Genomic DNA, 23,453 nt, shown 5'->3' on the forward strand with positions numbered 1-23,453 from the left:
GTGGTTGATAAGTACTCACGGGCGCCGAAGGCGCAGCAGCGCCCCGTGTAACCATTCGACTGCGACAGGCGACACACTGTGCATGGTGCGATGACGCACTCCCTCGAACCGTGCCAGTAAGGATCTTTCATGACCACCGGAGTCGGACTCACCGTCGGCGATTCGGATTCCACAGCGGTGGTGACCGCTTCCGGAACCGATGTGAGGACGATCGAACACCCGTCCGTCCTGTTCACGGCCCCGGACGGCACGGTTCAGCTCGGCGACCCCGGCACGGAATCGACCGGCGCCGTCCGCGACTTCCTCGCCCGCGTCGGTGAGCCCGCGGGAATCGAGTACGCGGGTTCGCTGACCCGCGCCGAGGACCTCGTCGCGACGGCGATGTTCTGCCTGTTCCGGGAGGCCGCAGACGGACTGTCGGGGACGGTGAAGGTCACCGCGACCCATCCGTCGGACTGGGCACCGGAGATCGTCACGAAGCTGCGCGAATCCCTCGACTACATGGGTCTGGGCGAGGCGACTCTCATCCCGGAGTCGGTGGCGCTCGCCGCTTCACCGGAATCCCCGGCCCACGGCGCGGCACTGCTGGCGGCCGGGCTGGCACTGACCGACGAGGACACGAGCGCCGACACCGAGTCGATTCCGGTCGTCGAGGCCCCGATGCACACCGCGTACTCCGCCGTGACGGCGGTGCCCGCAGCCGCGGCCACTGCCGCCGACGCGTATCCGCCCGCCGAGACCGAGGCGTCCGCTCCCGCGAGTACACCGACGCCACCCGCCAAGCGCACGAACCGTCGGCCCCTGATCATCGCCGGTGTCGCCGCGGCAGCACTGGTGGTGGCAGGTGGCGCGCTCGCGTTCGCGCTCACCGGCAACGGCAGCACCGCGGTCCCGACGATCCAGGACGCCCAGACCGCGTCGGTGACGACGTCCAGCGCACGACCCACGCAGGCTCCACCCGCGGTCTTCCCGACGGCGAGCACGCAGGAGGTGGCCGTGACGACGGAGGTTGAAGCCTCGGTCCCGGTCGCTCCCCCGCCTGCACCGGTGGAGACGACACCCGTGTTCGTGCCGCCGCTTCCGCCCTCGACGACGCCGGTCATCACCCTCCCCTCGATCACCACGGTCCCGCAGACCACTACGACCACGACCGCCGCGACGACCACGACGACGCCGCCGGAGACGACCACCACCACGACAACAACAACCACGACGACGATGAAGGAACCCGCGGCCGCGATCACCACCACGACCACGCCTGCGAAGCCCGCTGCGAAAAGTCCAGGTCAGTGAGGCTTCGGTCACACCTCCCCGACGGGCCGACCCGTCCGTAGCTTAAGGTGGGGCGCTGATACCCACCCCAGAAGGAATCCTCAGTGAACGGATTCCGTGCAGAAGGGATTTCATGCGTAACGTGCTGGCGCACCGCGCCGCTGTTGTAGGCGCCTCGGCAATGCTTCTTCTCTTTCCGTTTTCCACTGCCGCCCAGGCCGACCCTGTTACGCAGCCCGACACCACTCAGCTGAGCGCCGACAAGTTGCCGGCCGAACTCGTCGAGGCCATCACCCGCGACCTGAAGATCAGCCCGCAGGAGTACCTCGACCGCGCCGCCAAGGCACAGGAGCTGGGCAGTTACGCCGAGGACTTCCGGGAGCAGCATCCCGACGACTTCGCCGGGGCCTGGATCGGCCTCGACGGTCAGCCCGTCGTCGCGGTCACCACGGACGAGGCCGCCGACGCCGCAGCCAAGGCCGGGTACGACACCCGCATTGCGCCCGTGTCCGCGAACGGCCTGGAGAAGACCCTCTCCGACGTGAACGGCTGGATCGCGGGACTGCCGAAGGACGTGGCTTCCCAGGTCAACTCCGCGTCGATCGACGTCCTCGAGAACCGCGTCGTCATCGACGTCGTCAACAGCCCCATCGGCCAGGCGCTGAACCTGCCGACGCTGCTCGCCAACGTCAAGGTCATGCTGAGCCCCGGCGGCGGCGGTCCGGTGGAGCGGGGCCCCCTCGCCGGTGACACCTACATCACCACCGCGGGTGAGCTGCCGAAGACGCCGATCTCGGAGATCTCCGTCTGCTCGCTGGGCTTCAACGCCGTGGACGACAGCGGCCAGGCCGTGAACATCAGCGCCGGACACTGCAACCCCGCCGAGGGTCAGCCGTCGCCGGTGTTCCTCCCCAACCACCAGAACGTCGACGACAGCCAGCAGATCGGCGCGTTCTCGAAGTCGTCGGTGGGCAACCCGGCCGACAAGCTGGACTACTCGGTGATCAAGCTCAACGAGGCAGGCGTCAAGGCCGGTCTGGACCGTCCCGCGGTTCGCGGCGCGAACGGCACCACGCTGGAGATCACCGGCACCGCCCGGCCCGTCGTCGGCGCCCCGATCTGCAAGTCGGGTCAGACGTCGTCGTTCACGTGTGGCGTGGTGGCGGCCGATCACGTCGAGACGCAGCTGTTCGTCGCCGACGGTTCGAGCCGCGTGGTCAACGGTTTCGCCGGCACGGCCTGCACCCTCGCGGGTGACAGCGGCGGCGCCATCGTCACCGGAACCCTCGCGCTGGGTATCACCAGTGGTTCCAACGCCAGTGGCGCCCCCAACTGCACGGAGGCGAACCTGGTGCTGGCACCGGAGGGTGGCACCGCCAGCCTGGGCATCCCGGTCGCGGACATCGTGGACACGATCGGATCCGGGATGCGCGTGCGCACCATCTCCGACTAGTTCTCCACCGCTCCACCCGGTGCCCGGTGTCCGTTGCTCTCGGACACCGGGCACCGGGTGCATTCAGGGGTGGTGTCCGCTTTGTCCTGCTGCGCCGTCCACCGAGAGTGTTACAGGTGGGAATAGACGGGGCGAACCCATATAGTCGACTCCGACTGTGTACGGCCTTACCTGTCGGGGGGTCGTATTCGTATGCGCCCGCGAGGCAACTGCGAACAAACAAACATCAGAAAGGCCCCCATGCGAAGCTCCATCGCACGTCGTGCCGCCGTGTTCGGCTCCGCCGCGCTGCTGCTCCTCGGTCCGGTCGCCGCCTCCGCTCAGGCCGATCCGGTCGAGCCCGGAGTGTCCGACCAGGCCGCCAAGCTTCCCGCGGAACTGATCGACGCTATCCAGCGTGATCTGTCGCTGAGCCCGGACCAGTACCTGGAGCACTCCGAGCTGGGCCAGAAGCTGGCCGAGTTCGCGAAGATCGCCCGCATCCAGTTCCCGGATGCGTTCGCCGGAACGTGGCTCGACAATGCCGGCACCCCGATCGTCGGGCTCGCCGACGGTGCGGACAAGGACGCCGCCGTCGCCGCGGCCGAGAAGGCCGGCTTCCAGGTGAAGAATGTGGCCCAGAGCGAGAGCAGCCTGCAGGCTCAGGTGAAGTCGCTCGACGGGTGGCTGGACACCCAGCCGCCTGCCGTCGCGGATCTCGTTCGCGGCGTGGCAATCGACATCGTGAACAACGATCTCGTGCTCCGTGCGGACAACGTGGGCGGGTTGCAGCTTCCGGACTTCCTGAAGGGCGCACGCGTCGTGCAGTCGCCTGCCACGGCCGCTCCGCTGCCGTCCACCGACCTCACCCCCATCGCCGAACCGCTCCCCGCCGACGCCCTGCTGGGCGGCGACGCGTACGGCTCGCTCGGCGGCGGAGTCGGACTGCGCTGCTCGCTCGGTTTCAACGGCACCGACAGCTCGGGCGGTCCGGTGAACATCACGGCAGGACACTGCGACCCCAACCGGGACGCTGCCGGCACCTCGGAGGCATCGGAGGCGTTCGCCCTGGTCCCGGGTGGCACCGGTCCGAGGATCGGCACCTTCGCCAAGACCAGCCTGGACATCCACGACTACTCGATCATCCGGGCCGACGACAGCGCCGCACACCGGTTCGAGAACAACGGCGTCCGGGTTCCCGGCGCAGCGCCGGTCGCCATCACGGGTACAGCCGACCCGATTGTCGGCGCCCCGGTGTGCAAGTCGGGTCTGACCACCGGTTTCACGTGCGGTGTCGTCACGTCCGTCGCGCAGACCGTCTCGGTCGGTGAACGCACGCTGGCCGACAGCTTCTCGACGAGCATGTGCGCCCTGCAGGGCGACAGCGGCGGCACGATCGTGACCGGCACGCTGGCACTCGGAATTTCGAGCGCCTCCAATGTCGGGCAGTACCCGATCTGCCAGGTCGCGGACGTCGTCACGTTCGTCCTCGGCGAGAGCCCCGAGTTGTTCGCCACCCCGATCAACGAGGTGCTGGCCGAGAACCCGGGTCTGCGCGTGCGCACCTCGTAAGCGCACTCCGCCGACGACCTGTGGCCCGCCTCCGTCGAGAAGGAGGCGGGCCGTTGTCGTCGGTTACGAAGTCAGCCCGCGTAGGGCCGGACCGCGGCGTGTGCAGCGCGTACTGGCGGATGCGTTCGCGCGACTGGACACCGCCGGACTTCTCCGCATCGACGACCCACGCAGGGCCGCATTCCATTCGCCCTCCTGGTGGAGGCGGAAATCTCCGAGCGCACCTTTCACAGGGCGGTTGCCCTCGGCGACGACGAGGTGTCGGCGATCGTCACCGACGGGGTCGAAGCCTGCCTCGACGGCTACCGGTCGCGCGGGACCTGATCAGGACGTCGGGTCAGGTGCGGGCGGCACGAAGGGCGTGTTGATGGTGAGTAGGTACTGGATTCCGAGAATCACCAGTGCGGCGCCGCCCACGAAGATGGTCCCGGCCAGTCCGCCGGCGGCGAATCCCGCCATCAGACCACCGAGGCACCCGACCGGGGTGCCGATCACGATCACGGCGAGCAGCCCGCAGCCGACCGCGAGACCCACGACTCCGAAGATCACACCGAAGATCAGGCCGCCGATCAGTGTCGCGTAGCCGAGATAGCTGTTGAAGTCGGCCAGCGCGACGTCGTCCCGCTCGTCCTGGGTGTCGAACCCCTCCTGCGCCACCGACTTCAGTGACGATGCGACGTCCGCGGGTACGTGCGGGGTGAGCGTCACCGTGCGTCCCGGCGAGGTCGGCGTCGATCGGATGGACGGCATCCCCCAGCCGGATCGTGAGAGGAAGTGCGGCAACCACCTTGCCGCCGTCGTCCACCACCTCGATCGCGTCGCGGGTGTCGGTGATCCGGAAGGCACCGGCGTCGATCGACGTGACCACCGAATCGCCCTCGGCGTGCGCCTCGTAGCCGATCTCGGGCCCACCCTGCGTCACCGGCGCTGTGTGCGCGGTGCCGGCATTGATTCCGAGGGCGACGACGAGGAACGCCGCGCCGGTGAGGGCTCGGAGGTTCCGTGCGTACCGGCCGCTCATGCCGCGGGTGCCGGTGCGACGAACGGGCTGTTGATCGTGTTGAAGTACTGGATGCCCAGAACCACGAGGGCGCCGCCGCCGACCACGATGGTTCCCGCGAGCGCGGCGACGGGGGCGACGATCAGTGCGCCCCCGATGCACCCCGCCACCGGCCCGGCGAGGCCGAGGAACGGAATCACCAGTGCCGCCCGTGTCGGGGATGACGCCGACCGCGCAGCCGATCGCCCCACCGATGATGGCTGCGACGATCGCGGTGATCGCAGTGGTGATTCCCAGTTGCTGCTGGAAGTCGTCGAGTGCGCGATCGTCGCGTACCTCCTTGTCCACCGGTGCGGCGACGTCGTTGAGGGTCAGCCGTTCCGACACGGAGACGGGGGTCGCCGCCGCCGGATCCATCTTCGGGACGAGTCGCAGGACGCGCGCGGATGCGTCGACCGCCACGGCGAAGGGGTGCTGCAGGTCGTCGATCCGGAAGAAGGTGGGGATGGATGCCGGCTCGGCTCCATTTCAGGAGGCAAACCGTCGTCGGTTGACGGTCGGGCAACGTACGGCTGATTCGCTGCGCGTCCTCGCCGATCACGGCCACGCCGTGGATGCGTCCAGCATCGCGGCAACTACCACGCACGAAGTCCCCCACCTCCCAGGAGAACAACGTGAACCAGGGTGACATCGGCATTTCACGACTGTGGTCAATGGCGTTGAGACACACACATCCTCGGCGCGCACCACCCAGTCACAAGGTTTCTGATCCCACTCGGCCCACGACGCGACCCACGCTCCCTCCAGGGAGCGCGGGCCGCGTCGTCGGTTTCAGCGAAGCAAAATGCGAGTTACTTCTTCGCCCACATGGTGGTGCCGGGCGCCGCATTGAGCGTGTTCAGGAAATCGACGCCGGCAACGACCAAGGTCGGGCCGCCGACAACGATGGTACCGAGGATGGCACCGATAGCTGCACCGGTGGGCACCGAGACAAGACCGACCGGTCCTCCGAGAAACCCGAAACCGCCGGCGGCTGCGCCGATGATAGTGCCCGCCAGCCCACCGACCGCCGTCGCCAACCCGAGCTGGGTCGCAAAGTTCGACTGCGCGGCAGAGTTTTCTTCGATCGACGCGACGTCCTGCAAGACCAGGCCGGTGGCCGCGATGGGGGTGGCTTTTGCCGGATCGGTAACCGGCGTGAGAGTGAGTGACTTACCGTCCTCACTGACCTTCTTGTCGAACGGGAACTGAAGATCGCCAAGCTGATAGGCGAGCGGAAGACTTACAACGGCTTCCCCCTTGGCGTCCTGCAACTCAACCGTCTTACCGTCGCCCGAAACCTTGAAGGCGCCAACGTCGATAGTCGTAACGACGGACTTGTCTTCGAGTTTCGCTTCGTAGTTGATGGAGTTCTCAGCAGGCAAGGGCGCGGGTCCCGCGTATGCAGTACCTGCGGATACGCCCAGGGCGCCGATAACCACCGTCGCCAGAGCGGCAAGTTTCCTGAACTTCATGGGTGCGATGTTTCCATTCCGTGATGGGGCGCTAGCTCCCGAAACAACGCGCCCCGAGCTGGCCCTTACGTCCGGAACACCGGCCGGTGTTGATACCCCGCTGATGTGCCGGTTGCGAAAGCATAACGCACGGTTCGGGTGGTACCACGTCGATGTAACGCTTTCGGAGATCCTAATCGCCTCGCGCTGCCGTGGATCGAAGTTAGGGCGACCTTGGGCGAACGCCGGAATTCCGACCCTTTAACGTGACGAACAGAAAGTCCGATTGTGGCATGCACCACATGCCCTATCGGCGCCCGAGCTGCAGAGATCCCGCCGAACACCGGTATGTTACCCACAGGTAGACTAATTGAGTTACTAGCGGGTAACTTAGCAAGCGTTAGGATCACGAGCAGTCCCGAGGTGGCCGCCCTGCCGCCCTGAAACGAAAGGCCGCGACATGAATGCCCTGACGATCACGTTGGGCACCATCGGCGTGCTGCTGAGCCTCGTATGTTGGTTCTCCTTCATCACTGGCGCATTGAAGATGGTCAACGTCGTCCGGATCGGCCAGTCGGCCCCGGACCGATGGCGCCCCTTCTTCCCGCGCTTCAAGCAGATGTGCGTCGAGTTCATCGCGCACACCCGCATGAGCAAGTTCCGCACCGTCGGCTGGGCTCACTGGCTGGTCATGGTCGGCTTCATGCTCGGAGCCATCGTGTGGTTCGAGGCGTACGGGCAGACGTTCGACCCGGCGTTCCACTGGCCGCTGGTCGGCAACACCGCCGTCTACCACTTCATCGACGAGATCCTGGGTCTCGGCACGGTCATCGGTATCACCACACTGATCGTGATCCGCCAGCTCAACCACCCCCGAGTGCCCGCCCGGCTGTCCCGTTTCAGTGGTTCCGACTTCAGGGCCGCGTACTTCGTCGAGGCCGTCGTCCTCATCGAGGGCCTGGGCATGATCTTCGTGAAGGCCGGGAAGATCGCCACCTACGGCCACGCCAACCCGTGGACCGACTTCTTCACGATGAACCTCGCGAAACTGCTGCCCGCGAGCCCGAACATGGTCGCGTTCTTCGCCTTCGTCAAGCTGATGTCGGGCATGATCTGGCTCTACGTCGTCGGCCGCAACATCACCTGGGGTGTCGCCTGGCACCGCTTCGCGGCGTTCGCGAACATCTACTTCAAGCGTGAGGACGACGGCGACGTCGCCCTCGGTGCGGCCAAGCCCATGATGTCGGGTGGCAAGCCCATCAATATGGAGGACGCCGATCCGGATACCGACACGTTCGGCGCCGGCAACATCGAGGACTTCTCCTGGAAGGGCTGGCTGGACTTCACCACCTGCACCGAGTGCGGGCGCTGCCAGTCGCAGTGTCCCGCCTGGAACACCGGCAAGCCGCTGTCGCCGAAGCTGCTGATCACGTCGCTGCGCGACCACGGTTATGCGAAGGCCCCGTATCTGCTGGCCGGTGGCCGCAAGGACATGGGCGGCGACGAGTTAGGGCTGGTGAACGGTGACGGCGCCGTGGACGAGGCCAAGCTGGCCGCGATCCCCGAGGCGGCACGCCGGGAGGCCGAGCGCAAGCTGGTCGGCGAAACCGTCGAAGGCGAAGTGGCTCCGGTCATCGACGCCGAGACGCTGTGGAGCTGCACCAACTGTGGCGCGTGTGTCGAGCAGTGCCCCGTCGACATCGAGCACGTCGACCACATCATCGACATGCGCCGCTACCAGGTGCTGATCGAGTCGGAGTTCCCGTCCGAGCTGGCCGGCCTGTTCAAGAACCTCGAGAACAAGGGCAACCCCTGGGGTCAGAATTCCAAGGACCGTCTCAATTGGATCAAGGAGATGGACTTCGAGATCCCGGTGTTCGGCCAGGATGCAGACAGCTTCGAGGACTACGAGTACCTCTTCTGGGTCGGCTGCGCCGGCGCCTACGAGGACCGCGCCAAGAAGACCACCAAGGCCGTCGCCGAGCTGCTCGCCACCGCCGGCGTGAAGTTCATGGTGCTCGGCGCCGACGAGACGTGCACCGGTGACTCCGCTCGCCGCGCAGGTAACGAATTCCTGTTCCAGCAGCTCGCCATGCAGAACATCGAGTTGCTGAACTCGGTCTTCGACGGTGTCGAGCAGCGCAAGCGCAAGATCGTCGTCACCTGCGCCCACTGCTTCAACGCGCTCGGCAACGAGTACCCGGAGGTCGGCGGCGAGTACGAGGTCGTTCACCACACTCAGCTGCTCAACCGCCTGGTCCGCCAGAAGAAGCTGATTCCGGTCGCGTCCGTCGGTGAGGACGTCACCTACCACGACCCCTGCTTCCTCGGCCGCCACAACAAGGTCTACGACGCACCCCGCGAGCTGATGGAAGCCTCCGGCGTCAAGCTGAAGGAAATGCCCCGTCACGGCGAACGGTCCATGTGCTGTGGTGCCGGTGGTGCCCGCATGTGGATGGAAGAGAACATCGGCAAGCGCATCAACATCGACCGGGTCGACGAGGCGCTGGGCACGGATCCGAAGAAGATCGCGACCGGCTGCCCGTTCTGCCGCGTCATGCTCACCGACGGTGTCACCGCTCGCCAGGAGTCCGGCCAGGGCGAGGGCGTCGAGGTCGTCGACGTCGCCCAGCTGATGCTCTCGTCCATCACGCGTCTCGAGCCCGAGAAGCTGAGCGAGAACATCAAGGTCATCCCCCGCGAGAAGCCGGCCGAGCCGGCAGGATCGCCGGCAGCAGCCGAGGCCACGGCCGAGGTGGTGGAGAAGGAGCGCGTCGAGGAGGTCGAGGAGGCCGCTGCAACGCCGGCCGCCACGGAAGCTCCGGCGGGCAAGGGCCTGGCGATGAAGGGCCTGGCCAAGGCACCCGGCGCCAAGGCACCCGGCAAGGGGCTCGGCATGGCAGGCGGGGCGAAGGCACCCGGCGCCAAGAAGGCTGCTCCTGCTACGGCCGAGGCTGCCGGTACGGAGGCGCCCGCAGCGGAGGCACCCAAGCCCAAGGGTCTCGGACTCGCCGGCGGCGCGAAGGCACCGGGTGGCAAGGGTCTGCAGATGAAGGGTGCCGCCAAGGCTCCCGGCGCGAAGGCCGCCGCTCCGGCTGCCGAAGCACCGGCGACAGAGGCTCCCGCAGCGGAAACCCCTGCTCAGGACGCCCCCGCGGCGAAGCCGAAGGGACTCGGACTCGCGTCCAGCGCCAAGGCACCGGGCAAGGGTCTGCAGATGAAGGGCAAGGCGAAGGCTCCCGGCGCGAAGGCCGCTCCCGCGGACGCTCCCGCCGAGCCGGCAATCGCCGAACCCCAGGCTGCCGAGCCCCAGGCTTCCGAACCGCAGGTCGCCGACACGTCCTCCGCTTCGGAGGCCCCCGCTGCCGAGGCGCCGAAGGCTCCCCCGGTGGCGAAGGCCGGTGGGCTCGGTTTCAAGAGCGGCGCCAAGGCTCCCGGAGCTCGCAAGGCCGCGGCCCCCAAGGCCGCAGCTCCGAAGGCCGAAGCACCCGCGGCCGAGGCTCCCGCAGCTGAAGCACCGAAGGCCGAGGCAACCGAGACCGCGGCTCCGAAGGTCGAGGAGTCGAACGGTGACGGTTCCAACGGCAAGGCATCGGAAACGGTGAAGGCTCCGCCGCCGGCCAAGCCTGGCGGACTCGGTTTCAAGGCAGGTGCGAAGGCACCTGGCCGGAAGAGCTAGCCGACAGCAGTGAACAGCAGCGCCCCCACCGATCACGGTGGGGGCGCTGCTGTTTTCCGTGACGGCCCGCGTTGCGCACGGCGTAACCTCCGACATGATGACTTCGGGCGCCGATCTCACTTTTCGCCGCGCCGCCACGTACACGGTGGCGGTCATGGGCGGTGCAGTGGTCGTTGCGCTCCTCTCGGTCGCGTGGATGTCGATCGGGTCCGGTGACTGCGCCGAGTCGATGATGGAGTGTGCCGGCGGAGAGAAGTACGTCCTCGTCTTCGGCCCACCCGCGTTGCTGCTCCTGGGCGGGGTCGGAGCTTTCGTCCAGACCTACCGGGTGTGGCGGGCCGGTGGCCGGTGGTCGATCTGGCAGGGTGCGGGCTGGATGTTGTTCGTGTTCATGCTCATCTACGCCTCACTGTCGGCCGGCACACTCACCGAGGTCTGACCTCGGCCTCTTCGGTATCCGGTTCGCGGTCAGGTTGATTCGCGCGGGCGCGACCGACGCGCCGGCACTCGCCCGCGAGCTGACGGCGCACCAGCGGTCTTGGCGGTCCCAGGCGGGACGCCCGGCCATCGACACCTCGACAGTTCAGGCGTGCGCGTGCGCGGCGCGTTCCTGCGAGGCTCGGCTCGCGCGATGACGAGGTGCGGCGTTCACCGGGGAGTGGCCGCCGCTATCCCTCGGGTCGCCAGAGTTCGAGTCGCGGAATGTCCGGTGGCTCGAATCCCAATACCTGACCGTAGAAGGACAGTTCGGCGTTGCGGGAACTGATCAGGGTGGCCAGCTTCCGGAATCCGTGCGACTCCCCCTCGTACTCGAGGTAGGCGTGCGGGATGCCCTTCTCCACGAGCGCATCCCGGAACCGTTCCGCCTGCGACGGCGGCACGATCGCATCGTCGAGACCCTGCAGGAGCAGGACCGGGCAGTTCAGTCCGCCAACGTTGTTCAGCGGTGCACGTTCGGCGTAGAGGTCGGCCGCCTCGGGCAGCGGGCCGATCAGGCCGTCGATGTACCGGGACTCGAAGTCGTGCGTCTCCTTCACGAACCCGTCGAGTTCGGCCACCCCGAAGTAGGACGCACCGCACGCGAACACGTCCGACGTGGTCAGCGCCGCGAGCACGGTCCACCCGCCGGCGGATCCGCCCTCGATCGCCAGCCGGCCGGGGTCCGCCATGCCGGCCTCGGCGAGGCCGGTCACCGCCGTCACCACGTCCTCGACGTCGACGACCCCCCACTGTCCCCGCAGCCGGTTGCGATACTCGCGACCGTATCCCGTGGACCCGCCGTAGTTCACGTCGACGACGCCGATTCCGCGGCTGGTGAAGAACGCGAACACGGGATTCAGCGAAGGCGCGACCCGCGACGTCGGTCCGCCGTGCACGAACGCCACATACGGCGGCAACTCCCCGTCCTCGCCCCGATATCGCGGGTGACGCGGCGGGTAGGCGATCACGTGGACTTCGCGTTCGGCGCCCTGGAACGTCAGCTGCCGGGCCTCGGGGAGATATGCCGCCTCGGGAAGTTCCGTCACGGACAGCCGGACGGTGCGGAGCGCACCGGTGTCGAGGTCGAGTTCGCGCAGGCCCGACGGGGTCTGGGCGCCGCCGGTGAGCAGCAGGATACGGTTGCCGTTGCGGTCCCCGAGGCCGATGCTGGTGAGCCCGTCCAGCGGGATGTCCACGAGCGAACCGGTCGCGGGATCGAGGACGGCGAGGGTGTCGGTTCCGAATGTCCGCACGGTCAGGAGCGTGCCATCGTCGCGGCGGGTGTGCCAGCGGCCGCCGAGCATCCACAGCGCGCCGCCGAAGTCGGCGTCCATCGGGCACAACGCGACCGGATCGGGATCGTCGATGCCGACGCGGTAGAGATTCCACCAGCCGCTGCGGTCGCTGATCGTGTACAGGTCGGCGGGACCGTCCCATTCCGGTTGCAGCACCGATTCCTCGGGACCGCCGAGAAGTGTCCGCACTTTCCCGGTCACGCGGCCGCCTTCGACCGCCACGACTCTGAGCTCAGTGCCGTCCCATGGCATCTGCGGGTGGTCCCACGCGATCCAGGCGAGGTGCCTTCGATCCGGGGACAGCCGCGGATTGGCCAGGAAGTCGGAGCCGGCGACGACGGACCGCACCCGGTGCGGGTCGTTCGCCGCCGACCCGTCCAGCGGAATCACGCAGATGTCGCGGGAGACGCCACCGTCGGTGTCGTGCATCTCGCGCACGGCCCACACCTCGCCGTCGATCACCGACAGGTCGCCGTACCGCAGTGAGCAGGGCTGCGGCGGCTCCGGCGTCAGCGGCACCGGTGTCCCGCCTTCGAGCAAATACAGGCGCTGATCGCTGAACTCGGCGAACACCAGGCGACCGGCGTCGGTGACGGTCCAGGCGCCGCCGCCGTACTCGTGGACGCGGGTGCGGGCGTTCCATGGTGCGGGCAGGACGTCTTCCGGTTCGTCGTCCAGACCGAGGCGCCGCACCGCGACCCGCCCGCCTTCGCTGGGCCGCAGTTCCGACCACCACACGTCGTCGCCCACGTACCGGCCGCCCTCGACGGGGTGGCCGCTGGAGGCGAGATCCGCCGCCGCGATCGGAGAGGGCCAGGAACCGTAAGGCGCAGAGGTCATCCGCCGAGGATATTCCGCCGTCCGCTACTCCGCAGGCAGCCACGCGCCGTGCAGGCCCGCCGGAACCCGGATCGGCAGCCGCACCCTCCCGATCGGCCCCGACCCGGGGTCGTCGGCGGGCAGCACGAAGAACCAGGACGACATGTCGCCCCGGTCGGTCCCGATCATTCCCCAGTACTCGTGCTCGGCGCCCGGCATGAAAATCGGCTCACCCACCGACACGCTCCCCGGATCCCAGTGCGCCTCGGTGCCGCGGGCAGTGTCGAAGAACCACAGCGAATCCTGCCGTCCCTGGCTGCGGTCGAGTTTGCCGACGGTCGCCACCGTGCGGTGCCCTCGGGTCAGCTCACGGTCGTCGACTCGCGGGAACTCGACGTCGCGGTCGCACACCACCTCTCGCGTCACCCGTCCGCTGCCGGGGTCGACGACGGCGCGAACCAACGAGCCGAGCGACGGCTCCGGAGCCTTCGCGAACCCACCGGGGTACGTCCACTCCACGTAGTCGACGCTCACCCTCCCGTCGGGCAGATCGAAGGCATTCGCGAAATGCCACACCCAGTACGCGTCGTGCGTCGTCCACCGGACCGGACCGCCGTCGCGGGGCACCAGCGCGATCCGCGTGCCGTCCTCGGGCCGCCAGTCGAGCACGGACCCGCCGGTCAGCACGGCGGCGATGTCGAAGACCAGCGGGCACAGCATCAGAACGATGTAGCGCTCCGTAAGCGCCATGTCGTGGATCATCAGCGGGGTGTCCGCGCCCTCGACCGTCGTCGGTGTCCGCGCCACCGAGCCGTCGGGGTTCACCACCGACCACGTCAAATACGGGGCTTCCAGCATGTAGTTGAACAGCACCATCTGTCCGGTGACCGGGTCGATCTTGGGGTGCGCGGTGCTCCCCACACCCATGGCGCCGTCACAGTTCTCCCGCCCCAGCGTGCTCAGGTCGGCGGGGTCGAGGCGGAACGGCAGCGTGGTCTCGGCCATCGCCAGCAGCCGTCCGCCGTGCCGGACGATGTTGATGTCGGGCAGCTCGCGCGACGTGCCCGCGAGGTCGGGCCCCACTTCGTCCTCCGTCGGCGTGTAGAGATCGGTGACGCCGGGCCAGATAACGTGCCCGGCCTTCTCCTCCGCCTGCACCATCGGGGTTCGGACGAAGCGGTTGGTGTACCGGGCCGCGCCGTCGGCGATTTCGATTCGGTGGACCATGCCGTCGCCGTCGAGCGGATAGACGTACGTCCCGATCGGATCGAACCGAGGGTTGGGCCCGTTGCGCAGATAGGCGCCGTGAAGATCGGCGGGCAGCTCGCCGGTCACCTCGAGACCCCGGACGTCCACCTCCTCCCGTTGCGGCGCGAACACCCCGACGAGATGGCTGTGGTGCGCGATGTCGACGGGTCCGGGGCGACGGGATGCCGGTGCTGACATGTGCGTCATTCCCTCCGGGCGCGGTGAATGCGAGACTGATCAGCCCTCTCGAGGGTACGACGGGCACCTGCGCGGGCGGGGTGTTTCCACGACGCGACGGCGGTCTGATACCCACCAGTAGAAATCTGGTTGCCCGGGAGTGGGAGAATGACGCTCGTGAGCAACCCAGACCACGGCCATCACCGCAAGCCGCACCGCAAGCTGGAGCAGTCCACCAAGCTTCAGAACGTGCTCTACGAGATTCGTGGACCGGTACATGCCCACGCCGCCCGGCTGGAGGCGGAAGGCCACCGGATCCTCAAGCTCAACATCGGCAACCCCGCACCGTTCGGTTTCGACGCGCCGGACGTGATCATGCGCGACATGATCGCCGCGCTCCCGTACGCGCAGGGGTACTCCGAGTCCAAGGGCATCCTGTCGGCGCGGCGCGCGATCGTCACCCGCTACGAGCTGGTCGCCGGGTTCCCCGAACTCGACGTCGACGACATCTATCTGGGCAACGGTGTGTCCGAGCTCATCACGATGACGATGCAGGCGCTCCTCGACAACGGCGACGAGGTGCTGATCCCGGCACCGGACTACCCGCTGTGGACGGCGATGACGAGCCTCGCCGGCGGTACCCCGGTGCACTACCTGTGCGACGAGGGCAACGACTGGAATCCCGACATCGCGGACATCGAGTCGAAGATCACCGACAAGACCAAGGCGCTGCTGGTCATCAACCCGAACAATCCGACGGGTGCGGTGTACTCGATGGAGGTGCTGCAGCAGCTCGTCGACCTGGCGCGCAAGCATCAGCTGCTGCTTCTCGCGGACGAGATCTACGACAAGATCCTCTACGACGACGCCAAGCACATCTCGCTGGCGACGCTGGCCCCGGACTTGCTGTGCCTGACGTTCAACGGCCTGTCGAAGGCGTACCGAGTCGCCGGCTACCGGTCCGGGTGGGTGGCCATCACGGGCCCGAAGGAGCACGCCGCGGGTTTCCTCGAGGGACTCGACCTGCTCGCGTCGACGCGTCTGTGCCCGAATGTGCCCGGTCAGCACGCCATCCAGGTGGCGCTCGGTGGGCACCAGAGCATCGAAGACCTGATCCTGCCGGGTGGTCGACTGCTCGAGCAGCGTGATGTGGCCTGGGAACGCCTCAACATGATTCCCGGTGTCTCCTGCGTGAAGCCGAAGGGCGCGCTGTACGCATTCCCCCGCCTCGACCCGAACGTGTACGAGATCTACGACGACGAGAAGCTGGTCCAGGACCTTCTGCTGCAGGAGAAGATCCTGATGGTGCAGGGCACCGGATTCAATTGGCCGGACCACGACCATCTCCGCATCGTGACGTTGCCGTGGGCGCGTGATCTCGCTGTCGCCATCGAGCGGTTCGGAAATTTCCTCACCAGCTACAAGCAGTAGGATCGAGACACAGCAAGCGACACGCGCGTCGCTTGCGTGTCTCCTGGGGGAAAAGAATGGTCACCAGCACCCGCGCGCGTTTCGGACAATTCGTCCATCGACGACGGCGTTTGCTGAACCTCACACAGGACGAGGTCACGGCTGCGGGTGGCCCGTCCGACGCAGCTCAGACGCGTGCCGAGAACGGGACCGGCCCGGATCCGAGCATCGAGACCCTCCGCAAATTGGACGTCGCGCTCCGCTGGGCTCCGGGCAGCGCGGCTCGCACTCTCGACGGTGGTCATCCGACTCCGCTCGAGGCGCTCGACGGGGAGGACCGGTCACCGACCTCGCGCCCGCTGACGCTCGGGCCGTCGGAGATTCCGCTGGATCTGGACACGATCATCGAGATCCTGGGGCCGCACACCCAGATCACCAAGCTGAGCGCGGCGCACCCCGAGGTTCCGGGGCTGGCCGAAGCGGCGGGCGAACTGAGCCGGGTGGTCTCGAAGATCACCGGCGCGTACGTGACGCGGTTGCTAGAAGTCAACGGAGGCCCGGCCGGGCCGCGCCAGCCGCTGGTCGAATTCGCGTTCGGCCACCTGCTCGAGGAACCGTCCACGGTCACCGACCCACGTGAACTGGAGGAAGCACGGTATCGCCGTTTCCTCTACGGCCGGGGAGACGGCCTCGACGCGGCCACCCGGGAGCGCTTCTGGCGTCGATGGGAGGACGCGGTGAAACTCGTGGCCACCGAGGATCCCGAACGCAGCGGAGATGCGGAGGTGAACGCATGAACGGCGTGCCGCTGTCGGTGCGGGTCAACCGCCTCTTCTCGCTGGCCCACGACCTCGACGGTCCCGAACCGGGCGAAGACACCGTCGCCGCGGGTGTGTCGCGGATACTCGGCCGTGCCGTCGAGCCGTCCGAGATCGAGTCCCTGCGCAGGAACGATCACCACGCGCCCGAGCCCGACGTCCTGCGGGCGGTCGCACAGCACTTCCACGCCCCCGAGCAGTACCTCGCCGCCGACGGATACCACGACTACGACACGCTGGTCCGTTTCAAGATCGCGGTCCGCGAGGCAGGCGTCCGGCACCTGTCGATGCGATCGCTCGATGCGTCCGCGGAGCCGACCACCGCGGAGATGGAATCGCTGATTCCCCTTCTGGAGAATCTGCGGCGGAGTCACGGACCGATGCCGGTCGCGGCCCCGGACCCTCGTCAGACCTGAGCGGGGACGCGCGCTGACGGGTCCGCGGGGCCGCCGAACTGCGGTAGGCGACGCGCCCACAGTTCGGCCGCCACGTGCTCGGCGTCCCGCCAGTGATCGGCCAGCCGGGCCAGCTCCCACGGTTCGCCGCCCGGCTGTGTCGAGCCCGAGTGCGTCCCGGTGACCGGTTGGTGACCGGCCGCGCGAGCGAGGCAGGCGAGGTGAAGTCGGGTGGCCGCGGCTCGGACGGGTGACGCGGCCGGGTCGCCGACGTCGCCGGGCAGATACCGGTCGACGACGAGTATCGCGTCGCGGATCTCGACCTCCATGCGATCCCGGCGTGCACGCGCCGACAGAGCCCGGCGGTCCTCGGGACGTAATTCGAACACGACCTCGGGGACGGCCGCGGTGAGCGTCCGCCACACCGGCAGCAGTCGCCGGGCGGTGAGTCCGGACCGGTACCGCCGCAGAAGCACCCGCAGTACGGGACCGAGCGCGATGACGGCACCGGCGGCGACCACGAGCAGGCGCAGGAACACGCCTGCCTCGGCGTGACTCTCGGTGACGGCGTCGTCGGCGGTGGAGGTTCGCATCACCCCGTCGATCATGACGACGACCATGCTCACCACCTCGAACACCGACAGCGCGATGACCGCAGCGAAGACCCACCGGTCCCGGCTCGACGCCGCGGCGCGGACACTCCTGATCGAGATTCCCGCGATGAGTAGCGCCGCGAGGAGGATCGGGAGCGCATAGGCGATACAGAACGCGGTGTATTGCCATCCGCCCGCCGCTTTCACTCCGACACCCTGCGCGCGTGCGGGGCCGCTGAGCACGATCAGCGCCGCGGCGGGCAGGACGGCGACGGCTAGGGTGACTGCGTGGATCCGTCGGAGCCGGTCGGGACCGAACGCCCAGACCGAGAACAGGCTGATCAGCGATGCCGCGGTGAAGATGATGCACGCGTTGCCGAGCGGGCTCGAGATCCCGGCGCCGAACACCCCGTCCACGATGTCGCGTACCCACTGCCGGCGTAGGGCGACGGACAGGGATGCGAAGACGAGCGCCGCGTTTATCCGCCGCTCGGCAACCGTGGACCGGACGAATACCAGCCGCAGCGCCGTGGTGCCCCAGATCAGGGCAAGGAGCGACCAGCTGACGAATCCCGGTGGCGTGTACACGGTCAGAAGGACCCGAGAATCCGGGAGGCGCGGGGGTCCGTTGTCGCAGCGGACGTGTTGCGACCTCGGCGGGCCATGAGGAGCGTGGCCAGCAACTCGGCCTCGTACTCCTGTGCGCTGGAATAGTTCGATCGTCCGAGAGCAGTGACGACGCTCGAGGGGTCGACCGACGGTGCAGCCTTCGACAGCGCCGTCCCGTCCACCGACCGATCACCGAGCGCGGTGCGGTCGTGGCCGAGCTCCATGTGTGCCAGTTCGTGGCAGATAATGTGGGTGGCGTGCATGTCCGACGTCCCTGCTGCGTACAGGATCACGTCGTCCTCGGCCCGTGCGAGCCAGAGACCGGAATGACCGCCCTGGACGAGGGCGTGCGAGACCGGGACCAGGTGAATCGGGCGCCCGCGCCGGGCCGCGACGCCGTCGACGAGCTGATCCCTGTTCCAGGGCACGGGAATAGCCATCTCCGCCACGATCCGGCGAAGATGGTTGCTGGATCGCGACTGCCGCGAGATTCGCACTGGAACACCTCCGAACGGCCATAATCCTAGGCCGTCGGGGTACGAGGTCACGACATGTGGGCGATTTCACCTACCCGGTTGACGAATACCCCTACCGTGTCGGTAGATTGGCTACCGGCACCTTGAGTGCCTCGAGCACCTGTCGCCCCTCCCCCCCTGTGGGCGCCAGGTTGGTGGCGGGGTCAACCCCCCTGTACCCCGCCACCCAGCTCGGCAAATCTCTCCACGCAGCGGCTCGGCGTCCGCGGAACACACCCCTCGTTCGGAGTTCCGGACCACCTCTGCGTGGAGTTCGGCGTTCGCTGCAGATTAGCTGCTGCGTGCCATGCTTCGATATCTAATCACACCGGCGACATATAAGCGACACGAGAGCAATACGAGCCGGACAGCGTGGCAACACTGGCACCGCACACCACTTCCGTCACAGCGTCGCCGGTCGCCGTCCGACTACCCTGTCGTGCGTGCCGAGACAATCCCCCCAGCAGCCGAAGCGATGCGGCCGATGAGCGAATTCCACGGACACGGACACGGACACGGCCACAGCGACGGACCGGCCCCGATGGGGCCCGTGGCCGCCAAGGTGGTCGTCGGACTCCTCATCGCCATCGGCGTCGCGGTGCTCATCGGCGCCATCGCGTTGTGGCCCGGCAAGCCGAGCGTCGACGTCGAACAGCCCTTCCAGAGCGCCCAGGGCGGTGCGGTCGTCACGGAGTCGGGCACGGTCACGATGCAGAACATCGGCGACTGCGGAAGTCCGTCGGCCGGACGCGTCTTCACCGGCACCCCGTTGCCGCCGCCCGCCGGCGCGTACGAATGCCAGCGCAGCATCGTCGACATCGAGTCCGGTCCCAACACCGGTACCCAGACGCTGCTCGAGATCATTCCCGGCCCCGGGCAGCCCGACCTCCGAGTGGGCGAGAAGATCCGGCTGTCCCGTCAGACGGACGTGAACGGCACCACGGAGTATTCGTTCGAGGACTATGCGCGCGGCCTGCCCGTCACCCTCATTGCCCTCGCGTTCGCCGTCGTCGTGATCGCGGTCGCGCGGTGGCGCGGATTCCGGGCACTAGTCGGCATCGTCGTCTCGTTCGGCGTGCTCGTCCTCTTCACGCTCCCGGCCCTGCTGGACGGACAACCCGCGATCCCGGTGGCCCTCGTCTCCGGCGCCGTGATCCTGTATGCCGTGCTGTATCTCGCGCACGGTGTCTCCCTGCGAACGAGTTCGGCGTTGCTGGGCACTCTAGCCTCGATGCTGGTGGCGGCGATCCTCTCCTACGCCACCATCGAGATGACTCGTCTCACTGGGCTTTCCGAGGAACAGAACACCAACGTCCAGACGTACATACAGCACGTCAGCATCACCGGACTCCTGCTGGCCGGCTTCATCATCGGCTCGCTGGGTGTGCTCAACGATGTCACCATCACGCAGGCGGCGTCCGCGTTCGAACTGGCGTCGCTGGACCCCGACGCCTCCCGGCGTCAGATATTCGGTTCGGCGATGCGCGTCGGTCGCGATCACATCGCCAGCACCGTCTACACTCTCGTCCTCGCGTATGCCGGCGGGGCGTTGCCGCTGCTGTTGCTGTTCAGTGTGGCGGGGCGATCGATCCAGGACGTGCTGCTCAGCGATGCCGTGGCCATCGAGATCGTGCGTTCGGCGGTCGGTGGCATCGCACTGGCACTGTCGGTTCCGCTGACCACCGCGATCGCGGTGATGTTGGCGCGGCCGATCGGCGCGGGTCCTTCCGGCAGCGCGCCCGCGGTCAAGCCGTCACGGGGTGGCCGCCATTCCAAGTAGCGCGGCGACCGCTAGCTGAAAACGCCGAACTCCCGCAGAACGATGAAGATGATGGCGATGACCATCAGCGCGTAGACGGTCAGCATCGTCACTTTGGCCGCATGCTCGCTGGTGGGCGGGAACATCTTCAGGATCGGCTTGGAATATGCGACGAGCCGGCGCGTGTCTGCCGGCGCGGCCGCCGAAGGCCTGGGAACGTTGGGAGTGCTGTGGAACTCCGCTGGATTTGCAGTCACTGCACACATCCTCTCTACGCCGGAACCATTCCCATCGTAGGCCTGGAGAACCCCGTAGGCCTGGAGAACGGCGGCGACTACGTTCCGGGGAACCTGGGAAGTTCGGGCAGTGGGAGTGGCGGCAACTGGATCTGCGGCAGACCGGGGAACAACGGAACGGGCGGTGGGGGCGGCGGTGCTGGCGCCGGCTCGGGAATCCGGATCTGCGACGCCGTCTGGATCGGCGCTTCGACGGCCTCGGACGTCGGAGGTGGCGGGGGCGTCGTCGGCGACGGCGTGGCCACCTCGGTGATGACCGGCGATTCGGTGGTGAGTTGCGTGGTCACCGGCTGAGACGAGCCCTCGGTGCGGGCCAGCAGGTTCTTGCCGTACCCGAGTCCGAGACCGATCACCGCCACCACGGCGAGCGCGCTGCCCGCCAGCGCGGCCCCCCGGATCTGGGGCTGGGCCACCTGCTGACTCGGCGGCGGCGCCGCGGCGCTCAGCCAGGACGGAGTACTCGACGGCGCACCGGTGCGTGCGACGGTCGCGCTCGGCTCCTGGTAGGTGGATACGACTGCGTCCGGTGCGGACTGCGGCGTGTAGGGCGGCGGAAGGACCCTGGCGACCTCGGCTGGTGGCGGCACCACCTGCTGGGCAAGCAGCGCGGCACCCTGTGCCGCAACAAGTTCGGGGTGATCGGGAACGACGACCGGCAACCCGAGCCACGACTGCAGGACCGACCGCACCAGAGGGATGCGTGCACCGCCGCCGATGAGCACCACGGCATCGGGGGTTCGTCCCGACTTCGTGATCACGTCGCGGGCGAGGCGCGCCGAGGATTCGACGGTAACAACGATCAGTGCGTCGAAGACGTCGCGGGACAGCAACAGCAGCCCGCCGTCGCCGGGCACCGCGACGGCGCCGCCGGTGGAGAGCCGCTCTTTCGCCTCACGACAGCGGAGGTCGAGCGCGAGGCCGGCGGCCGCGTCGCCGGGCTCCTCGATCCGCTTGTTCTCCAACTGGTTGTCGCGGATCAGCCGGTCGAAGACGTCTCCGCTCACCGTGTCGGTGCGGACCGTCTCCACCACCTCCCCCGTCGCCCGGTCCACGACGCTCACGGTGAGCCCGGAGCTGCCCAGGTCGTAGAACACGAGCGTCGCATGGTCGTCGAGGGCGCCCGAGGCGTCGAGGAACTTCAGCGCCGCCGAGGCTTCGGTGACGAGCTGGTAGTTGGCGAGTTGCTGCCGGGCCATCGCCGCCTGGACGGCGCCTGCCTGGGCTTCGTCGCGGTAGGCGACCCCGGTGGCGCGGACCTGCCCGGCATCGGGTGTCCCGGCGAGGACGACGCCGATCGATTCGGCAGCGAGTTCCTCCGGCAGGTCCCGTCCCGCGGCGACGACCTGGGCCCGGAAATCGGGGACGTGCCTGCTCCCGGCGTCGTCACGGTTCACGGAGTCGGGTCGTGCCAAGCGCACAGCGCTCGCACCGACCGACACTCCTAGAACCGAACTCATGGGCCGCCTAACTCGACTGTGCACGGGTTCGATCCGGAATCCCCCCACTCCATGGCCCGCAGTCTAGCGAAGCGGTCCGACGTGGCAACCGAGCAACCGTTCGGCGAGGGGCAACTCAGAAGTTGCTCGCGATGATCACTCCCGCGATGCCCGTGCCCAGCGGTACGAACGTGCAGGGCGGCACGATCGTGTGTTCAGGATCGAGCGTGTTGAGTACCAGTTGCTGGGAGAACGGGTCGTAGGGCAGGTTGAAATGTCCGGTCTGATCCAGCGGGCACAGGTCCTGGACGAGGATGTTGGTGGCACCGGGGTCGTGTAGCGCGACGTTGGTGTATGGCTGGATCACCTCGTCGTACCGCGTCCCGATCGTGGTGTATTCGACGCCGGGAACGGTGTCACCGCCGGCGTTGAGGGCGGTGAGGAACGGCGATCCCTGCACCTGCTCGGCGAGGGCCTCAGAACCGATCCCCACTATCAACTCGTTGCCGCCGGGCAGCGTCTGCAGAGCCGTGGCGATCCCGAAGAACGTTCCACCGTAGGACGGGGACGCGAGACCGATCCAGCGGTTCACCTTCGAGGCCCCGCCGAGCCTGTTGATGTAGTACCGGGCCACCGTCGCGCCCTGCGAGTGACCGATCAGGTCGACCTCGTCCGCACCGGTTACGGCCAGGACATCGTCGACGAACACCTCGAGTTCGGCCGCTCCCTCGGTCATCGTCTGCATCCCGAAGTGTTCGGTGCCCGGTTTCCGTCCGTAGTTCAAGGCGAACACGCAGTAGCCGGCGTCCTTCAATTTCGGACTCAACCCGGCCCAGTTCGAATACGCACTGCCGTCGCTGCCGTGGACGAGCACGACCGGACGGGGGTGGGAGGCGTCGGGGTGGCAGGTGAAGTCGTTGACACCCGGAGGGGCGGAATGCGGATGCTGCTTCGCGTACGAGATGGCCGCGCCGGCGTCGGATTGCGCCGGCCCCGGCAGGGTCGGTACTTCCGCCGCCCGAGCGGGGGCGCCCCCGAGCGCACAGATACAGGCAACGGCAGCCAGGAGTGCGAGTCGGGATCCGTGACGTGCCTTCGACATCGCCAGCCCTCCGTTGCGATTGAGGCTGACGCTACCGGTCCGGCAATCGCGGC

At 67.8% G+C, this 23,453-nt stretch carries 20 protein-coding genes and 1 pseudogene; 11 read left to right on the top strand and 10 right to left on the bottom strand.

Annotated features, from left to right (window positions below):
* The first annotated feature begins 129 nt into the window (after positions 1-129).
* From GO592_RS22400 to GO592_RS45895, 5 genes and pseudogenes are all read left to right on the top strand, one after another.
* On the top strand, positions 130-1,293 hold the full coding sequence (locus tag GO592_RS22400) for a hypothetical protein (RefSeq protein WP_007299800.1): 1,164 nt from the start codon (positions 130-132) through the stop codon (positions 1,291-1,293).
* A gap of 112 nt (positions 1,294-1,405) precedes the next feature.
* Positions 1,406-2,725: a S1 family peptidase gene (locus tag GO592_RS22405; protein WP_005238294.1), complete on the top strand. Its 1,320-nt coding sequence runs from the start codon at positions 1,406-1,408 to the stop codon at positions 2,723-2,725.
* 240 nt (positions 2,726-2,965) lie between these two features.
* Positions 2,966-4,276 carry a S1 family peptidase gene (locus tag GO592_RS22410; protein WP_007299801.1) on the top strand — a complete coding sequence of 437 codons (1,311 nt, stop codon included), beginning with the start codon at positions 2,966-2,968 and terminating at the stop codon, positions 4,274-4,276.
* 94 nt (positions 4,277-4,370) lie between these two features.
* Positions 4,371-4,451, top strand: a pseudogene (locus GO592_RS46585) (hypothetical protein); the annotation flags it as partial.
* A gap of 23 nt (positions 4,452-4,474) precedes the next feature.
* Positions 4,475-4,600, top strand: a complete 126-nt coding sequence (locus GO592_RS45895) for a hypothetical protein (RefSeq protein WP_272943288.1) — start codon at positions 4,475-4,477, stop codon at positions 4,598-4,600.
* Here GO592_RS45895 and GO592_RS44575 read toward each other — a convergent pair whose 3' ends face one another.
* The 3 genes from GO592_RS44575 to GO592_RS22430 all read right to left on the bottom strand — a co-directional run bounded on the left by GO592_RS44575 (position 4,601) and on the right by GO592_RS22430 (position 6,790).
* Positions 4,601-5,026 carry a hypothetical protein gene (locus GO592_RS44575; RefSeq protein ID WP_237720565.1) on the bottom strand — a complete coding sequence of 142 codons (426 nt, stop codon included), beginning with the start codon at positions 5,024-5,026 and terminating at the stop codon, positions 4,601-4,603.
* A 267-nt stretch (positions 5,027-5,293) separates the two neighbouring features.
* Positions 5,294-5,476 carry a hypothetical protein gene (locus tag GO592_RS44580; protein WP_007299803.1) on the bottom strand — a complete coding sequence of 61 codons (183 nt, stop codon included), beginning with the start codon at positions 5,474-5,476 and terminating at the stop codon, positions 5,294-5,296.
* A 651-nt stretch (positions 5,477-6,127) separates the two neighbouring features.
* Positions 6,128-6,790, bottom strand: a complete 663-nt coding sequence (locus GO592_RS22430; protein ID WP_007299804.1) for a hypothetical protein — start codon at positions 6,788-6,790, stop codon at positions 6,128-6,130.
* Between the two features lie 439 nt (positions 6,791-7,229).
* On the opposite strand from GO592_RS22430, the gene GO592_RS22435 reads away from it, so the two are divergent.
* Positions 7,230-10,448, top strand: a complete 3,219-nt coding sequence (locus GO592_RS22435) for a (Fe-S)-binding protein (protein ID WP_007299805.1) — start codon at positions 7,230-7,232, stop codon at positions 10,446-10,448.
* A 94-nt stretch (positions 10,449-10,542) separates the two neighbouring features.
* On the top strand, positions 10,543-10,887 hold the full coding sequence (locus GO592_RS22440) for a hypothetical protein (RefSeq protein WP_063709744.1): 345 nt from the start codon (positions 10,543-10,545) through the stop codon (positions 10,885-10,887).
* Between the two features lie 229 nt (positions 10,888-11,116).
* Here the strand turns inward: GO592_RS22440 and GO592_RS22445 are convergent, their stop codons facing one another.
* Positions 11,117-13,063, bottom strand: a complete 1,947-nt coding sequence (locus GO592_RS22445; RefSeq protein WP_007299807.1) for a S9 family peptidase — start codon at positions 13,061-13,063, stop codon at positions 11,117-11,119.
* A 24-nt stretch (positions 13,064-13,087) separates the two neighbouring features.
* Complete coding sequence (locus tag GO592_RS22450) at positions 13,088-14,488, bottom strand: carotenoid oxygenase family protein (protein WP_007299808.1); 1,401 nt, start codon at positions 14,486-14,488, stop codon at positions 13,088-13,090.
* 147 nt (positions 14,489-14,635) lie between these two features.
* Here GO592_RS22450 and GO592_RS22455 point away from each other — a divergent pair, with 147 nt between their 5' ends.
* The 3 genes from GO592_RS22455 to GO592_RS22465 are packed head-to-tail and all read left to right on the top strand — an operon-like array spanning position 14,636 to position 17,111.
* The gene (locus GO592_RS22455; protein WP_011597655.1) at positions 14,636-15,898 is read left to right on the top strand and encodes a pyridoxal phosphate-dependent aminotransferase; all 1,263 of its coding nucleotides are present in this window, start codon (positions 14,636-14,638) and stop codon (positions 15,896-15,898) included.
* A gap of 56 nt (positions 15,899-15,954) precedes the next feature.
* Positions 15,955-16,674 (top strand): helix-turn-helix domain-containing protein, encoded by a 720-nt coding sequence (locus GO592_RS22460; protein WP_005238256.1) that lies wholly within the window; start codon positions 15,955-15,957, stop codon positions 16,672-16,674.
* Positions 16,671-17,111 (top strand): hypothetical protein, encoded by a 441-nt coding sequence (locus GO592_RS22465; protein ID WP_007299810.1) that lies wholly within the window; start codon positions 16,671-16,673, stop codon positions 17,109-17,111. The genes GO592_RS22460 and GO592_RS22465 overlap by 4 nt, the downstream gene beginning before the upstream one ends.
* Here GO592_RS22465 and GO592_RS22470 read toward each other — a convergent pair.
* Together GO592_RS22470 and GO592_RS22475 are read right to left on the bottom strand one after the other, a co-directional pair.
* Positions 17,102-18,271: an MAB_1171c family putative transporter gene (locus GO592_RS22470; RefSeq protein ID WP_007299811.1), complete on the bottom strand. Its 1,170-nt coding sequence runs from the start codon at positions 18,269-18,271 to the stop codon at positions 17,102-17,104. The genes GO592_RS22465 and GO592_RS22470 overlap by 10 nt on opposite strands.
* Before the next feature lie 2 nt (positions 18,272-18,273).
* On the bottom strand, positions 18,274-18,732 hold the full coding sequence (locus GO592_RS22475; RefSeq protein WP_237720568.1) for an ImmA/IrrE family metallo-endopeptidase: 459 nt from the start codon (positions 18,730-18,732) through the stop codon (positions 18,274-18,276).
* Positions 18,733-19,291: 559 nt separating this feature from the next.
* On the opposite strand from GO592_RS22475, the gene GO592_RS22480 reads away from it, so the two are divergent.
* Positions 19,292-20,587, top strand: a complete 1,296-nt coding sequence (locus GO592_RS22480) for a YibE/F family protein (protein ID WP_237720569.1) — start codon at positions 19,292-19,294, stop codon at positions 20,585-20,587.
* Positions 20,588-20,598: 11 nt separating this feature from the next.
* Here GO592_RS22480 and GO592_RS22485 read toward each other — a convergent pair whose 3' ends face one another.
* From GO592_RS22485 to GO592_RS22495, 3 genes are all read right to left on the bottom strand, one after another.
* Entirely contained in the window at positions 20,599-20,823 is a 225-nt protein-coding gene (locus GO592_RS22485; protein ID WP_005253475.1) for a hypothetical protein, read from the bottom strand.
* Between the two features lie 77 nt (positions 20,824-20,900).
* Positions 20,901-22,319 carry an Hsp70 family protein gene (locus GO592_RS22490; protein WP_193385500.1) on the bottom strand — a complete coding sequence of 473 codons (1,419 nt, stop codon included), beginning with the start codon at positions 22,317-22,319 and terminating at the stop codon, positions 20,901-20,903.
* A 115-nt stretch (positions 22,320-22,434) separates the two neighbouring features.
* Positions 22,435-23,400: an esterase/lipase family protein gene (locus tag GO592_RS22495; RefSeq protein WP_007299815.1), complete on the bottom strand. Its 966-nt coding sequence runs from the start codon at positions 23,398-23,400 to the stop codon at positions 22,435-22,437.
* Between the last annotated feature and the right edge of the window lie 53 nt (positions 23,401-23,453).

The organism is Rhodococcus sp. 21391 (assembly GCF_016772255.1).
Taxonomy (GTDB): Bacteria; Actinomycetota; Actinomycetes; order Mycobacteriales; family Mycobacteriaceae; genus Rhodococcus_F; species Rhodococcus_F opacus.

Bases quoted from the DNA above. Each gene is read 5' to 3' on its own strand.
- GO592_RS22400 (WP_007299800.1), top strand. From the start codon at position 130: ATGACCACCGGAGTCGGACTCACCGTCGGCGATTCGGATTCCACAGCG.
- GO592_RS22405 (WP_005238294.1), top strand. From the start codon at position 1,406: ATGCGTAACGTGCTGGCGCACCGCGCCGCTGTTGTAGGCGCCTCGGCA.
- GO592_RS22410 (WP_007299801.1), top strand. From the start codon at position 2,966: ATGCGAAGCTCCATCGCACGTCGTGCCGCCGTGTTCGGCTCCGCCGCG.
- GO592_RS44575 (WP_237720565.1), bottom strand. From the start codon at position 5,026: ATGCCGTCCATCCGATCGACGCCGACCTCGCCGGGACGCACGGTGACG.
- GO592_RS22430 (WP_007299804.1), bottom strand. From the start codon at position 6,790: ATGAAGTTCAGGAAACTTGCCGCTCTGGCGACGGTGGTTATCGGCGCC.
- GO592_RS22435 (WP_007299805.1), top strand. From the start codon at position 7,230: ATGAATGCCCTGACGATCACGTTGGGCACCATCGGCGTGCTGCTGAGC.
- GO592_RS22440 (WP_063709744.1), top strand. From the start codon at position 10,543: ATGATGACTTCGGGCGCCGATCTCACTTTTCGCCGCGCCGCCACGTAC.
- GO592_RS22445 (WP_007299807.1), bottom strand. From the start codon at position 13,063: ATGACCTCTGCGCCTTACGGTTCCTGGCCCTCTCCGATCGCGGCGGCG.
- GO592_RS22450 (WP_007299808.1), bottom strand. From the start codon at position 14,488: ATGTCAGCACCGGCATCCCGTCGCCCCGGACCCGTCGACATCGCGCAC.
- GO592_RS22455 (WP_011597655.1), top strand. From the start codon at position 14,636: ATGACGCTCGTGAGCAACCCAGACCACGGCCATCACCGCAAGCCGCAC.
- GO592_RS22460 (WP_005238256.1), top strand. From the start codon at position 15,955: ATGGTCACCAGCACCCGCGCGCGTTTCGGACAATTCGTCCATCGACGA.
- GO592_RS22465 (WP_007299810.1), top strand. From the start codon at position 16,671: ATGAACGGCGTGCCGCTGTCGGTGCGGGTCAACCGCCTCTTCTCGCTG.
- GO592_RS22475 (WP_237720568.1), bottom strand. From the start codon at position 18,732: ATGGCTATTCCCGTGCCCTGGAACAGGGATCAGCTCGTCGACGGCGTC.
- GO592_RS22480 (WP_237720569.1), top strand. From the start codon at position 19,292: ATGAGCGAATTCCACGGACACGGACACGGACACGGCCACAGCGACGGA.
- GO592_RS22490 (WP_193385500.1), bottom strand. From the start codon at position 22,319: ATGAGTTCGGTTCTAGGAGTGTCGGTCGGTGCGAGCGCTGTGCGCTTG.
- GO592_RS22495 (WP_007299815.1), bottom strand. From the start codon at position 23,400: ATGTCGAAGGCACGTCACGGATCCCGACTCGCACTCCTGGCTGCCGTT.